15 protein-coding genes are annotated in these 13,802 nt (G+C 42.0%); 3 read left to right on the top strand and 12 right to left on the bottom strand.

The annotated features are described in order from the left end of the window. Positions 1-6 precede the first annotated feature (6 nt). The gene (locus BCU57_RS11375) at positions 7-1,026 is read right to left on the bottom strand and encodes an aspartate carbamoyltransferase (RefSeq protein ID WP_102439264.1); all 1,020 of its coding nucleotides are present in this window, start codon (positions 1,024-1,026) and stop codon (positions 7-9) included. A gap of 145 nt (positions 1,027-1,171) precedes the next feature. Next, on the bottom strand, positions 1,172-2,896 hold the full coding sequence (locus tag BCU57_RS11370; RefSeq protein WP_102439263.1) for a chloride channel protein: 1,725 nt from the start codon (positions 2,894-2,896) through the stop codon (positions 1,172-1,174). Between the two features lie 67 nt (positions 2,897-2,963). Here BCU57_RS11370 and BCU57_RS11365 point away from each other — a divergent pair, with 67 nt between their 5' ends. Both BCU57_RS11365 and erpA read left to right on the top strand, forming a co-directional pair. Beyond that, positions 2,964-3,677 (top strand): DUF6776 family protein, encoded by a 714-nt coding sequence (locus tag BCU57_RS11365; RefSeq protein ID WP_102439262.1) that lies wholly within the window; start codon positions 2,964-2,966, stop codon positions 3,675-3,677. Positions 3,678-3,756: 79 nt separating this feature from the next. Next, positions 3,757-4,107: an iron-sulfur cluster insertion protein ErpA gene (gene erpA, locus BCU57_RS11360; protein ID WP_055024237.1), complete on the top strand. Its 351-nt coding sequence runs from the start codon at positions 3,757-3,759 to the stop codon at positions 4,105-4,107. Positions 4,108-4,176: 69 nt separating this feature from the next. On the opposite strand, the gene BCU57_RS11355 is transcribed toward erpA, so the two are convergent. The 5 genes from BCU57_RS11355 to BCU57_RS11335 all read right to left on the bottom strand — a co-directional run bounded on the left by BCU57_RS11355 (position 4,177) and on the right by BCU57_RS11335 (position 8,971). Next, positions 4,177-4,602 carry a hypothetical protein gene (locus tag BCU57_RS11355; protein ID WP_102439287.1) on the bottom strand — a complete coding sequence of 142 codons (426 nt, stop codon included), beginning with the start codon at positions 4,600-4,602 and terminating at the stop codon, positions 4,177-4,179. Positions 4,603-4,721: 119 nt separating this feature from the next. Then, positions 4,722-5,108 carry a DUF2750 domain-containing protein gene (locus tag BCU57_RS11350; protein WP_102439261.1) on the bottom strand — a complete coding sequence of 129 codons (387 nt, stop codon included), beginning with the start codon at positions 5,106-5,108 and terminating at the stop codon, positions 4,722-4,724. Positions 5,109-5,290: 182 nt separating this feature from the next. Further along, complete coding sequence (aqpZ, locus tag BCU57_RS11345) at positions 5,291-5,995, bottom strand: aquaporin Z (protein ID WP_102439260.1); 705 nt, start codon at positions 5,993-5,995, stop codon at positions 5,291-5,293. 247 nt (positions 5,996-6,242) lie between these two features. Beyond that, a complete protein-coding gene (locus tag BCU57_RS11340) occupies positions 6,243-7,355 on the bottom strand; it encodes an anhydro-N-acetylmuramic acid kinase (RefSeq protein ID WP_102439259.1) in 1,113 nt (370 codons plus the stop codon). A 101-nt stretch (positions 7,356-7,456) separates the two neighbouring features. After that, a complete protein-coding gene (locus BCU57_RS11335; protein ID WP_102439258.1) occupies positions 7,457-8,971 on the bottom strand; it encodes a peptidoglycan DD-metalloendopeptidase family protein in 1,515 nt (504 codons plus the stop codon). 123 nt (positions 8,972-9,094) lie between these two features. Between BCU57_RS11335 and tyrS the strand changes: the two genes are divergently transcribed. Further along, positions 9,095-10,291 (top strand): tyrosine--tRNA ligase, encoded by a 1,197-nt coding sequence (tyrS, locus tag BCU57_RS11330; protein WP_102439257.1) that lies wholly within the window; start codon positions 9,095-9,097, stop codon positions 10,289-10,291. A gap of 124 nt (positions 10,292-10,415) precedes the next feature. On the opposite strand, the gene BCU57_RS11325 is transcribed toward tyrS, so the two are convergent. The 5 genes from BCU57_RS11325 to BCU57_RS11305 form a co-directional block, all read right to left on the bottom strand. Next, complete coding sequence (locus BCU57_RS11325) at positions 10,416-10,901, bottom strand: nuclear transport factor 2 family protein (RefSeq protein WP_102439256.1); 486 nt, start codon at positions 10,899-10,901, stop codon at positions 10,416-10,418. Further along, a complete protein-coding gene (locus BCU57_RS11320) occupies positions 10,902-11,528 on the bottom strand; it encodes a trimeric intracellular cation channel family protein (RefSeq protein ID WP_102439255.1) in 627 nt (208 codons plus the stop codon). Further along, positions 11,521-11,901 (bottom strand): DUF2721 domain-containing protein, encoded by a 381-nt coding sequence (locus BCU57_RS11315; RefSeq protein WP_102439286.1) that lies wholly within the window; start codon positions 11,899-11,901, stop codon positions 11,521-11,523. The genes BCU57_RS11320 and BCU57_RS11315 overlap by 8 nt, the downstream gene beginning before the upstream one ends. An 80-nt stretch (positions 11,902-11,981) precedes the next feature. After that, on the bottom strand, positions 11,982-12,989 hold the full coding sequence (locus tag BCU57_RS11310; protein WP_102439254.1) for a cobalamin biosynthesis protein: 1,008 nt from the start codon (positions 12,987-12,989) through the stop codon (positions 11,982-11,984). 97 nt (positions 12,990-13,086) lie between these two features. Then, positions 13,087-13,779 (bottom strand): 5'-methylthioadenosine/adenosylhomocysteine nucleosidase, encoded by a 693-nt coding sequence (locus BCU57_RS11305; RefSeq protein WP_102439253.1) that lies wholly within the window; start codon positions 13,777-13,779, stop codon positions 13,087-13,089. Between the last annotated feature and the right edge of the window lie 23 nt (positions 13,780-13,802).

The following is a 13,802-nucleotide window of genomic DNA, read 5'->3' as shown; positions in this document are numbered from 1 at the left end:
AGCCAATTATTTATCGGCTTTGCGTGAATACCAATTAACGGGGCACTCGTATTGTTGTAGTTGATTTTCAACCCCAAGTGTTAGAGCAAAAAGTGCCATTCTTATAAGTAAGCCATTATCAGCTTGTCTGAAAATTGCCAGACTAGGATGGCTATTTAAATCATTATCTAATTCATTGGCTTGAGCACGAGAGTCTCTTGGCAATGGATGCATTATCACAGTGTTAGATTTACAGTGTTTGGTGTAAATACTGTGATTTAAACGGAATTTTCCGCGATATTTATCCGCTTCATCTTGTGAAGGGAATCGCTCTTCCTGAATGCGAGTTAAATAGAGTATATCAGCCTGATGTAAATTACCTTCTAGCTGATCTGTAATTGTGATCTGATGACCAGCATTTTCAATGTCACTGATCACATAGTCAGGCATTGCTAAGTCAGTTGGTGAAATTAATGTGAACTTCACATCTTTATACATGCATAACAAACGTGACAAGGAATGTACCGTGCGACCATGTTTTAAATCACCGACCATGGCAATGTGCATGCCGCTGATATCTTGTCCGTGATGCCCCAATTCTTTTTGAATGGTAAATAAATCCAATAAAGCCTGTGTCGGGTGCTCGTTAGCGCCATCACCGCCATTTATCACAGGAACGCGGCTGCCTTGTGCGAATTCTTTAACTGAAAAAGCGTCCGGGTGGCGCATAGCGATAACATCTGAATAAGTCGATAATACTCTTGCTGTATCGTAAAGTGATTCACCTTTAGACAATGAGGATGAGCCCATGCCGACGGTTTCTCTTACGTTGCCACCAAGTAAATTAAATGCGCAACCGAAGCTGACTCGAGTGCGAGTACTAGGTTCGAAAAATAAATTACCTAAAATGGCGCCATCAAGCACTTTGGTTCGTTTTTCACGAAGTGCATAAGGGGTCATATCATTGGCAACGTTGAAAATAGTGTTGATTGAATCAATATTCAGTTGGTTAACTGAAAGGATGTGAGAACCTGTAAACTGTGTCATCAGCCTGATTTCCAATTATTAGGCGAGTAAATAGAACTATCTACTCAGTGGTTATGTAGGGTGGCTGAGGCGAGATTTTAACAGAGAGTGAACCAATATTAAATCATGCTAATGATTATTTCTGTTATTTAAGATCTCACGCCAATTATACTTGCCCAGAACGGATTTCTTGCCATAGGTTTGCCCAGCTAATGACCCCAACGACATTATTGGTATTATTCTGATAAATATACACTTCACCACTGCGTTTTAGTGACAATAGCTCGTACACTTCATTTAAGGTTGCGGTATCAGCAACGCCGTGCATCAAATGCCGTGAAAGGGTGGTTTTATCTTCAAAGGACTGCATCTCAAGGCTGAGCATTTCAATTTGGTTATCAGCATTACGTACCATCACTGGGCGGCCTTGCGCACGTTTCATGACTTCAAGCAGTAAGTCATTATCGTCATTAACGATCACAAAGCGTTTATCCATCAGCGCCCGTACGCCTTTCTTTTGCAGCCCAAGATTAACCGGCGGCACTTTATAGCCAAGTCCCATAATGTCCAATTGTTTTAAAAAAACCGAATTGGTATTAAAGCCCTGATAGGCAATCAAAAAGGCGGGGATAGTGACAAACATGGCAGGTAAAATAATCGCAGCGTCATTGGTGAGCTCTAATAGTGCCACTAATGCGGCTAGTGGCGCACTTAAACACACCCCCATCATCGCCGTCATTCCGATCACGGTATAAAGGCCAACATAAGGCGCAATTGACGGGAAAAAAATCGCACTAACAAGGGCTAACATGGCGCCAATTAATGCCCCTATTCCGTACAAGGGGCCAATTAAGCCACCAGGAATGCCAAAACTGATTGCAGCAATGGTGGCGATTATTTTAGCCACAAGCAATGCGCCTAAAAACCATAAACTTGGATGCTCGCTAATGGCGGCTTCAATGGCTAAATCACCAGAGCCTAGTGCTTGTGGCAGTATTAAGCCGATTAAGGTGGTGATGACCGCGGCAATCATTAATCGATAAATTAAAGGCCAATGCTGACCAATGGCGGTCATTTTAAGTAATGAGTGATTAAACAGCGCCGCAGTGCAGCCTAAAACGATACCGCCTATGGCAAGAATTGGGTATTGATCTAACGGAATACGAGTGACGTTGATTAAGTCATATTCATGAATATTGCCGAAAACTAACTGGCTTGATAATGCACCACATATGGCTGAAAGCATGATCGGAAAGAAGTAATGAATCTTGTATTCGCGCACAATCACTTCAAATACAAATAATACAGCGGCTAATGGCGCGTTAAAAATGGCGGCGATACCTGCAGCAATGCCACTGGCACACATAATGCGCACACTGTTGTCAGGCAATTTAAATTTTTCAGCTAAAAAGCTCGCGCTCACCGCGCCAAGGTGAATAGCTGGGCCTTCTTTACCCACTGAAAAATTTGCCACTAGCGCAATTAATGCTTGAAAAAACTGACCCGCAGCCGATGGTAACGGCACTTTGCCGTAATGTAATTTGAATCGGTGTAAGACATAGGCAATGCCCATACGGCGATAGCGTTTGGAACCAATACCAGCCACCAACCAAATAAGTAATGCGCCTAAAATGGGTAAGTAAGTGCGCCAATCACTGACTGTGTCAGTGAAATGGGTGGCTTCAGCAAGGGTATACACTTGTGCCCAGTTCAAGGTTAAGCGAAATAAGATGATCACACCGGAGGTAATGAGAGCAAATAGAAGCGCTAACGCACAAAGTTGCACACTAATTTTCGCTTGAGAAAGTTTATCTCTCAAATCGTTACGAAGATATTTGCGTGTAACTGCTTTGGTGTGAATAATAGCGGCTTTACTAAACTTGAATTGCACTTTATTGCCTAACTTCCATCTGTGGGCATATTGTTAGCATTGTATTTTATTAAAGGCTTGTTACCTAATGTTAAATTATCGTCGCTTGCTGAACCGCTTGCAAGTTTTAGAACGAAAAAAGCGCACTTCAGGTCTGTATTTATTTGGGCTGATTGTGATTAGTTTCACCATTGGGGTGCTGAGCCAACATTTTGTTATGTCAGAAGTGATAGAACCCGAGCTTAATGCGGAAGAAATTCAGGCATTACAAACGGCTTACCAGAAACAATCTCTGGTGATTTCACGGCTTGAAATGGCAGTATCAATTGCTGAAAAAGCCAATAGCAACATGCAAACCATGTTCAAAGAACAACTGCAACAGCAAAAAACTATCGAACAAGAGTTAGCATTTTATCGCAGCTTAGTGTCACCAGAAAAAGAGGTGGATGGCATTGCTATCCATGGTCTCGAACTGTCAAAAGGCTTAGTCGCCAATAGTTATCAATTAAGATTAATTTTGACCCAAAACCAAAAGCGTAAAACCAGCGTTAAAGGGGTTGCAGATATTGTGTTGGTGGGTTTACAACATGAACAGCAAGTTGAAATTTCATTATCTGACATTGATATTGAAAAATTTGCATTTGGTTTTCGCTACTTTCAAATATTTGATACTGAAATGAACCTGCCAGAAGGCTTTGCTTTACAACGTGTAAAAGCGGTAGTGCTAGTCTCAGCTGCCCGCGGGGTACGAGGTGGACGTATTGAGCAAACGTTCGATATCGCAGAGTTACTAGAAAGCTAAAAAAGAACTAAGGGTAATACTTGAACAAATTAGTCAGGTAATAGATAATCCCGATCTGAAACTGAAGTTAGAGGTAGTAATGACTGAACAAACAGATGCAGCAATGCCAATCCAATTTACCGATGCTGCGGCAACTAAAGTTAAAGGGCTGCTAGAAGAAGAGCAGAATCCTGAATTAAAACTTCGAGTATACGTAACTGGAGGCGGTTGTTCAGGTTTCCAGTATGGTTTTACTTTTGATGAAAAAGTGAATGAAGGTGACTTCACTATTGAAAAGCAAGGGGTACAACTGGTTGTTGATCCTATGAGTCTTCAATATCTTGTTGGCGGTGAAGTTGACTACACTTCAGGCTTAGAAGGGTCACGTTTCTTCGTGAAAAACCCAAATGCAACAACAACCTGTGGTTGTGGGGCCAGTTTCTCAGTTTAATAGCTAAACTGAGACCAATAAAAAAGCCGTCATGTGACGGCTTTTTTGTGTCTTAAATTGACTATCAAATCAACTAATAATATTGAAGTTCATCCGCGGCTTAAACCACTTCAGCACTTTTGCATTAAAGCTAATCCACACTTGGATTAATGCCAAAATAATTAGCGCTGTAAAGATAATCCAATCAGGCAGTACCATTTGCATAAAGCCAAAATCAAAAGTAGTCGGCCCAGCGACTAAGTTGTCAGGATCATACATAATGACAGGTAGCATGCTATATAAGGCCAGCTGCAAGATCCCGTAGCCACGAAGCATGTATAAAGCCGCTTTTTGACGTCCTGTAATACCGAGCACCATCATTAAGGTCAATATACAGAGCAATACACCTTGCTGGGCCATTAAACCGCTGACGGACGAGATAACGTAGACCGCCAATAAAGCCATTAACCTTTTAGGGAAAACAGCTTTAGTTTGGCTTTCAGCGCTTTGCTCCATTGCGGGAGTATTATCTTTATCAGGGCATATCTCGCTTGTGGTCACATTTTTATCTGTCATGGTTTATATCTGTATTAAAGTATTATGTTTGTGCTTAAGAATTATGTTTTGCTTAAGAGTTAGTGCTTTGATTGCTTTTTCGGCGTTAAACGTGAATCAAGTTCAAATGGTGGGATCACTACACCCAAATCTTCATGAACTGGGAATACGGCAATGAATAAATCATCTTCTTCCATACCGCTTACCCAACGCTGTTGAAATTCATTAAGTGGAATTGATAATGGTTCACAATCACTCCATTCATCAACAGCCCATAATTTTGCCGCATCTTCAGAAGGCCACATTGGAATACAATCTTCATCTTCAGTGGTGAGCATCACGCAGCCATCTTGATCTTGTAGGCTCCAGATTTGCTGCTCTTGCTTAACTTGCTCAACAAGGTAATCGTATCTTGCTTCTGGGGTCATGTTTAATTGGTCGGCAATAGATTTTGGTTTGCTACTCATGGTGTATTCTCAATAAAATAAGTAAATAGGTTGCGGTATTGGCTAAATTGAGCAGCTAAAGAGCAAGCTTTAGCGTTACCAAATCCCGTCGGTGGCTCATGATAACATCGACTTTTAGATTGAAAAAGAAAAGAGCACTCAAGGTGCTCTTTTATTCGTGACTCAATGGCTAATGAGTGTGCTTATGCATTGTCAGCTGGCTTTTCAAAAAAGCGATAAATCAAACCTGCAATAATCGCCCCTGCAATGGGTGCAAGCCAAAATAACCACAGCTGAGATACCGCCCAATCGCCGACAAATAATGCAGGCCCAGTGCTACGAGCAGGGTTAACTGAGGTATTTGATACTGGAATACTGATCAAATGAATTAACGTTAGCCCTAAACCAATCGCAATCGGGGCAAACCCCGTAGGAGCACGAGAGTCTGTGGCACCTAAGATGATTAATAAAAAGAATAACGTCATTACCACTTCAGTAATTAATACCGCCGTTAAACTGTAGCCACCAGGAGAGTGCTCACCAAAACCATTTGAGGCAAAACCGCCTGCTAAACTAAAGCCATCTTGACCTGTGGCAATAAGGTATAAAATACCTGCGCCAGCAATACCGCCAGCCACTTGGGCAATAATATAGGGCGCTAGCTCAGATGCGGGGAAGCGACCCCCAGCCCATAAACCAAATGAAACTGCTGGATTTAGATGGCAGCCAGAAATATGACCAATGGCAAATGCCATGGTGAGTACGGTTAAACCAAAAGCTAAGGATACGCCCAATAGCCCAATACCTACTTCAGGAAAAGCCGCGGCCAATACCGCACTACCACAGCCGCCTAACACTAACCATAAGGTTCCTAGAAACTCTGCAAACATTTTTTGCGAAATACTCATTTAACCTTCCTTAATTTAAATTGAATACTGCTGTGCGAACAAAAATTAATCACTACAAAGAGTTAAGCAGTAATTTACCGTTATTACAATGTGACTTTGTACAAGAGAGGGAATTTAAAGAAAAAGTATTAACGCTGAACAAAGCTTGTGGGTGAAACCCTACTCACTTTTGTTCAGTTATATGCATCGCTTTGATATCGAGTTTTGATAGCGAGTTTAGGTACTAGTATTGCTATCTATTCACTTACTAAATAGCGCTGTAAAAGCTGCCAAGGATCGCCGCTCTACTTGCGCCAGTCACAGCGGGTAAGTTGGCCGTTAAGCCGTGGTGATGTCTCATAGCAAGCCAGGCAAAGGCGATGGCTTCAACCCATTTGGGGTCCATACCGATTGCTGTGGTACTTGACAGGGTAAAGTTAGGCACCAGCATGGCTAAACGCTGCATCAACTCAGTGTTAAAAGCGCCGCCGCCACAAACAAAAATATCGCCAGTATCCGTGAGTTGATTAATATCATTGGCGATTGTCTGACAGCTAAGATCAAGTAGCGTGGATTGAATATCCTCTAGTGCTAGATGAGAAAAATTAGCCAATTGCTGCTCAAGCCAAGCATGATTAAATAGCTCTCTACCAGTGCTTTTAGGATAGGCCATGGCAAAGTACGGGTGAGTTAACAGGTGAGTTAATAACTCGGCATTGGTGCTACCTGATGCGGCCCATTGACCTGATTCATCAAAACTGAGCTGCTGCTGTTGCAGAATGAATGCATCCATGAGGGTGTTACCTGGGCCTGTATCAAATCCAATAACCTGATCAGATTCCCCTGGCAAGTAAGTGATATTAGCAATGCCGCCAATATTTAAAATAATCCGTGGTGTGTGAGCTTTAGCAAATAACGCTTGATGAAATGCTGGTACTAACGGCGCCCCTTGACCGCCTAAGGCAATATCTTTGCGCCTAAAGTCTGCAATGACGTTAATACCCGTGGTAACCGCTATGGTATCCGCATCACCAATTTGTAAGCTGAAACCATGCTCAAGATTGGGCATGTGGCGAATGGTTTGGCCGTGACTACCAATGGCTATGACATCGGCTTTATTAATAGTGGTGGTTGCTAATAATTCGTTGACCGCCTGTGCAAACAGTAAGCCCATACTTCTGTCCATGCGGCCCATAATGTTCAGTTCATCATTATTAGGACTACATAGACGGTGTAATTGATGCAGAACATGCTCTGGAATTGCTACCGTATAGGTAGCGATTAAGCGGGTTTGGTTATTGCTAAAATCAACTAAAACAGCATCGACACCATCCATACTGGTGCCTGACATTAAACCGATATAATACTGAGGTTTATCCATGGTATTGGCTCATTTATGAAGCGGGCTAGATTCTGTATGAAACTAGCCCAACAAAGGAATGGGTGACTAGAGAAACGCTAGTTCAATCGCGGCATCATAGGTTAATTACTGGCGTAATGCTGCTGCTTGTTTTGCTCAATTTTAGCCATTATTTGCTTGCTGAGTATATCAAACTGCGCTTTTTCTTTTTTATCAATTGGCTTAGATTGCGGTAACTTGATGGTTCTTGGATTGCGATGCACGCCATTAACGATAAATTCGTAATGTAAGTGAGCGCCAGTAACGCGACCTGTTTTTCCTAAAGTACCAATAATCTGCCCTTGCTTAACGGTTTCGCCACGTTTTACTTTGCGTTTTGTTAGATGCAGATATTTAGTGGTGTAGGTATCGTTATGCTTGATAAAGACATAGTTACCATTGTATTTGTTATAACTTGACTCAATCACTTTACCGCGACCTGCAGCTTTAATAGGGGTACCAATAGCAGCCACATAATCTACGCCACGGTGTGCTCTAACCTGGCCTGTGACTGGGTGTAAGCGACGCGGATTAAAGCTTGAGCTGACATATTTAAAGTCAACAGGTGAGCGAAGGAAGGCTTTTCGCATGCTACTGCCTGTTTCTGAGTAATATTCGCCATCGGTATAACGTACAGCTGTGTAGCGCTCACCTTGGTTAACAAATTCGGCGGCTAAAATGTTGCCGGTACCAATAAATTGGCCATCAACAAACTCTTCTTCAAACATCAATGAGAAATGATCGTCTTTACGTATATCTAGAGCGAAATCGATATCCCAACCAAAAATGTTGGCAAGTTGCATAATATGGTTAGCTGATAAACCGGCGCTGGCTGCAGCGCTCCAAAAATTAGTACTAATATTGGCGGTGATGAACTTCGTTTCTAAGGTAATGGACTTAACATTGACCTTTTCTTCGAATTTATCATCAAACTTTGAAATCAATAGGGTAGAGACTTTGTCCATTTGATAACTAATTTGAGTCACTTCATCTTGGGCATCTTTAGAGACAATAATCTCTTCACCGGGCATGATTTTGAGTAAATTTTTCTTAGATACAGGCAAACGGGTAATTTGATAAACATCTTTTGGACTTAAGCCTGCTCTATTGGCTAAGCCACCAAAAGTGTCACCTTTAGCGACTTTAAAGGTTTTATGTGACAGTAAATCTGCTTCACGATAGGGTACGGCATTTTCAACATCTGCTTGGGTGGCTAATAAGCCGTCTGAGGCTGTCATTAATGGGTTTAAATCAGCAATAGGATTACTTTCTTGCGAAGGGCGAAGCTGAGCATCATTATTGCTTGCCGTTATAGTGTTTGCTGGGGCGCTGCCTCCAGGCGGGGTAGGGGTTCTAAAGGCCAGCGGTACAGAGTATTGGCTTTGTTTGTCATTGTTGCTGACATGACCTTCTTCAGACAAAGGGTCTTGGATGCCAATTCTATCGGAAATATCAACTGTACCAGTGTTAGCTTGTTTGGATGCTTGGGCATTATCAGATGGGAATAACACGATAACTATCGTGAGAATAACTAATGAACACAGTGCAATTTGGTGCACTTTAGGGAGCAATTTAAATAAAGTGATAAACTTTGCCATTGACCTAGGTACCAATTTCTCTTTTTCGTTGTAATCCCCTTAGTGTACACACTTTCAATTACTGTGGCTAACAAGTAACATAGGCGTCTTATTTTTTATCCAAGCTGCAGGAGTAGGTGCGAAATGGCTGATTTAGACCAAGTGTTAGCAGAAATTAAACGCGGTACTGACGAGATTTTAGTTGAGTCTGATCTGCTAGAAAAACTTAAAGAAGGTCGTCCTTTAAGAATTAAACTAGGTGCAGACCCAACCGCTCCAGATATTCATTTAGGTCACACGGTGATCTTAAATAAGCTACGTACCTTCCAAGAGTTAGGTCATGAGGTGATTTTCCTTATTGGTGACTTTACCGGTATGGTTGGTGATCCTAGTGGTAAAAACACCACGCGCCCGCCATTAACTCGTGAAGATGTACTGGCCAATGCTGAAACATACAAAGAGCAGGTATTTAAAATTCTTGACCCGGCAAAAACCCGCATTGAGTTTAACTCATCGTGGTTAGAGTCACTGGGCGCTGCTGGTATGATCCGTTTAGCATCACAACAAACCGTTGCACGCATGATGGAACGTGATGACTTTAAAAAGCGTTATGCTGGTGGTCAATCAATTGCAATTCATGAGTTTATGTATCCATTACTGCAAGGCTACGATTCAGTTGCATTAAAAGCTGACGTTGAATTAGGCGGAACCGATCAAAAGTTCAACCTATTAATGGGTCGTGAGTTACAAAAAGCGGAAGGGCAAAAGCCACAAACCGTGATCATGATGCCTTTATTAGTGGGTTTAGACGGCGTGAAGAAAATGTCTAAATCGGCACATAACTACATTGGTGTTAGCGAGCCTGCAAATGAGATGTTTGGCAAAATTATGTCAATCTCAGATGACCTAATGTGGAGCTACTTTGAATTGTTGTCATTCCGCCCATTGGCTGAAATTGCACAATTTAAGCAAGATGTTGAAAACGGTCAGAACCCACGTGATATCAAAATTGCCTTAGCAAAAGAAATCATCGCTCGTTTTCATGATCAAGCTCAAGCAGACTCAGCACATCAAGCCTTTATTGATCGTTTCCAGAAGGGCGCTATTCCTGATGATATCGAAGAAGTTGAGCTTGAAGCTGGCGAAGGCTTAGCGATTGCTAACTTACTTAAGAGTGCGGCACTGGTTGCTTCAACATCTGATGGCATGCGCATGATCAAGCAAGGCGCGGTTAAAATGGATGGCGAAAAGCTCACTGATACGCGTCAGGTATTTACTGCGGGTATGACCGCGGTATTCCAAGTAGGTAAGCGCAAGTTTGCTAAAGTTTCGCTTGTATAGGCAGACAATAAATTCTGATGGGGCTTAATCCCTAAAAGCAAAAAACGGCTCAATGAGCCGTTTTTTTATGGGTAAAATTTACCAAATAATGGCAATCTACACAGGTTTTTAGCGCGAGTTAACTTTATTGTGACTCAAGTTGATCGGACATGGTTTGATAGTCCATTAAGTCAACTTGTTCTGTCACCCGCTCGGTTTTCATATCGAACTTTAAGGTGGTAACACCAGGCACGGCGATTTCAATAATCTTGCCGGGTTTGCCAAATTGATCACCTGGGCCTCTAAGGTGGTAGTTACCAATGAGTACCACTAAAGAGCCAGTATTAAACATGTGCTCAATATTCAATTTATACTCAAGAACGCCATCATGGGCGCGCTGGAAAAACTCGATAATATGACGACCGCCGGTGTATTTTACATTGGCGGTTTTATCAAAAAAGACGCTTTCACGATTATAAAACTTCTTTAAAGTGCGGTAATCATGGCTGGTTAATGCTTGCATGTATTGCACTGCAAGCTGCTGCTGTTTTGGCATTTCGCCGCTATTAGCCAGGCTTGAAGTGCTCCAAATACTACTCAATAAACAGCATACTAATAAAATGAGTCGCATCTAATGGCCCTTAGTTTTTAAATCGAATGCAGGTAATGATAAATGCCAGCGAATTGCACTTAAGCGAATAATCAAGGTGCTAAACATGGCCAAAAACAGCGCGTAAGTGCTATCCATGCCAACTGCAATACTCAAGGTATAACAGATACCGCCAACAATAGAGGCAGTGGCATATATTTCGGTGCGCAGTACCATAGGCACTTGCTGGCATAATAAGTCTCGGATAATACCACCACCGACACCGGTGATTAAACCTAAGATCACCGCAGACATGCCAGATAACCCTAGTTGCAATGCTTTTTCTGCACCAATCACGGTAAACAGAGCCAAGCCAAAGGCATCGGCTATGGGGAGGGTTAACTTAGGTAATTTATGAGGTTTACGAACTAAAATGAAACAGGCAATCACGGTTGCCAAAATGACCACCACATAACTGGGGTTACTGATCCAAAACACCGGTGTTGAGCCAATAAGCGCATCACGAATACTGCCGCCACCAATGGCGGTCACTGAGGCCAAAACAATTACCCCAAATGGGTCCATTTTATGCTTACCTGCGGCTAATGCGCCTGATAAGGCAAAGACCGCGGTGCCACACAAGTCAAAAAAGTAAATCCACTCAATCATTGCTAAGCTCTTTTAAGTGGATATTGAGTGCATCGACCGAAATACGGATTTCAACTACAGATAAAATCAGTGAATAAAGTAAAAATAATAAACTCACCCCAAATACCATTGAGCCGATATCAAACAGCCCCAAATAAATAAAAATCATGCTAATGACACAGATGGCAAAACTGATGACGCCTGCTTCTTGCATGCGTCTAATAATCTTAATGCGCTGACGAAGGTTTTTAATTTGTTCGCTATTAATTGGCTTACCTGAGGAGCTTAAGTTTCTGATTAAAGCTGCTAATGCGAAAAAACGGTTAGTGTAAGCTAACAACAATAATGAAATAGCTGGGAATAACAAACCTGGGGTCGTTAAAGATATTTGCAGATTATCTAACAAAAGGAGTCGCCTCTACATCAAACAACAAAAATGACTAAGCTGGGTATAATAACCTTTTTATAATAAAGTTACATCGCTTGAAACCACCTTAATGCGGTCCACAAAATCGGAATGGCAATGGTAAAACAAATCCAAAAGCTGATTGCCCATGATGTCAAGCTGATCGCGTTGCGGATATCTTGAGTAAGCGGCATTCTTGATGGGTTTATCTTGCTTAATTCAACTCGTTGCAATTGGTGTTTTAAGATAAATTTTTGCGGCCCGCCTAACTCCACTTCCAACACTTTACTGCCAATGTATAAGCTTGAGTAACCGAACACTCCAGCTGTATGAGCTGGCTGTTTAACTAATGCTGATACGTTTTTTAATTTGCCTTGCAAAATTAAAGTCAGATTCCACAGTAAACTGGGGATAGCAAAAATTATTTGGTTGAGGGCATAAATAGGGGCGCTGAAGTAGCGGTATTGCGGCACGTAATTAGGCCAGCAATGTTCTAATTGACGTAGCAAATGGATAAATAACACCAAGGGGGCACCGCCAATGGCAAAAAATAAGATGGTGGCGACAGTGCCATAACTTGGGCTGATTAATAGCCTTTCAATGGTGGCTTTACAAATACCGACTTCTGACAAACTATCAGTTTGCTGAATTAGCCATGGGCTCAGTAACTTTTTGGCTCGTTGTTTATCATTAAGCTTTAGGGAGTTTACAACGTCATTCGCGACGGGTCTAAAGCCTGCGTCACTGATGCAAAAATACACTAATAAAAAGTCAAAAAACCAAGGGTACACTGCCAGCGACAAGATAAAGTAGACGCTAAACCACAGTGGTAAAATCAGTAACAGTGTTGCGAGTAGGCCGGCGGTAACTTGCTGTTGAGAAGAACGCTGTGGATGGTTAACTTTCGCGCTTAATTTATTAGCCAGTAGCTGAAAAAAAACAATTGGCTGCAAATGTCTAGGTATTGGCGCCACTCTAGAAATGAGCAACGCCATAAAAAGCACCAGACAGTTGGCTAGAAAACTACCATCAACCGTAATGAGCTGTTGGTAAAAAGAACTATCAAACAATGTCATAGCACCTTATTAGTCCACATCCACAGTGTTAACCCTATTGGCAGAACGACATCATTTTGCTGCCAATAACGGCTAAATTAAATTACCTTGGGCTTCTTTATAGGTTTTTTAGTAATGCAATGACCATTAGTGCTGAGTAATGACCTGCTTTTACAATGTAGGAATCAAAATCAACAGGCGAGTCGTTGTTAGCATTATCTGATAATGAGCGGATGACAACAAACGGCACCTTAAATTGATGACAAACTTGCGCAATCGCAGCGGCTTCCATTTCACATGCCGCCATAGTTGGGAAGTTAGCCAGCATCACTTTTGTGCGTTCAGGATCGCAAATAAAGCTATCACCCGTGGCGATTAAACCTTCAATCACCTTAGCTTCACCTAATGATGAAATAGCCGCTTTTGCAGCAGTGACTAACTTTTCATCAGGGATGAAAGCAGCAGGCTGCGATGCCATTTGACCAATTTCATAACCAAAGGCGGTTACATCAACATCGTGATGACGTACTTCAGATGAAATAACAATATCGCCAATATTTAAACTGTCAACAAATCCACCTGCAGAGCCAGTGTTAATCACAGCGTCAACCTTAAAGTTGTTGATAACTAATGTGGTTGCAACGCTGGCTGCGACTTTACCAATGCCTGAACGGGTGACGACAACATCTTTACCTGAAAGTTGTCCTTCAACGAATTCGATTCCCGCTACAGTTGAGTGTACTGGATTGGTCATTGATTCAATTAGGTGAGCAACTTCAGGTTCCATTGCACCGATAATAGCGATTTTCATAATTAGCGTCTCAAACAGTTCAT

Origin of the sequence: Shewanella sp. 10N.286.48.B5, from assembly GCF_002874355.2 — a bacterium.
Classification (GTDB): domain Bacteria; phylum Pseudomonadota; class Gammaproteobacteria; order Enterobacterales; family Shewanellaceae; genus Shewanella.
The sequence above is the reverse complement of the archived record's forward strand: the minus strand, read 5'-3'. Positions and strand labels throughout refer to the sequence as shown.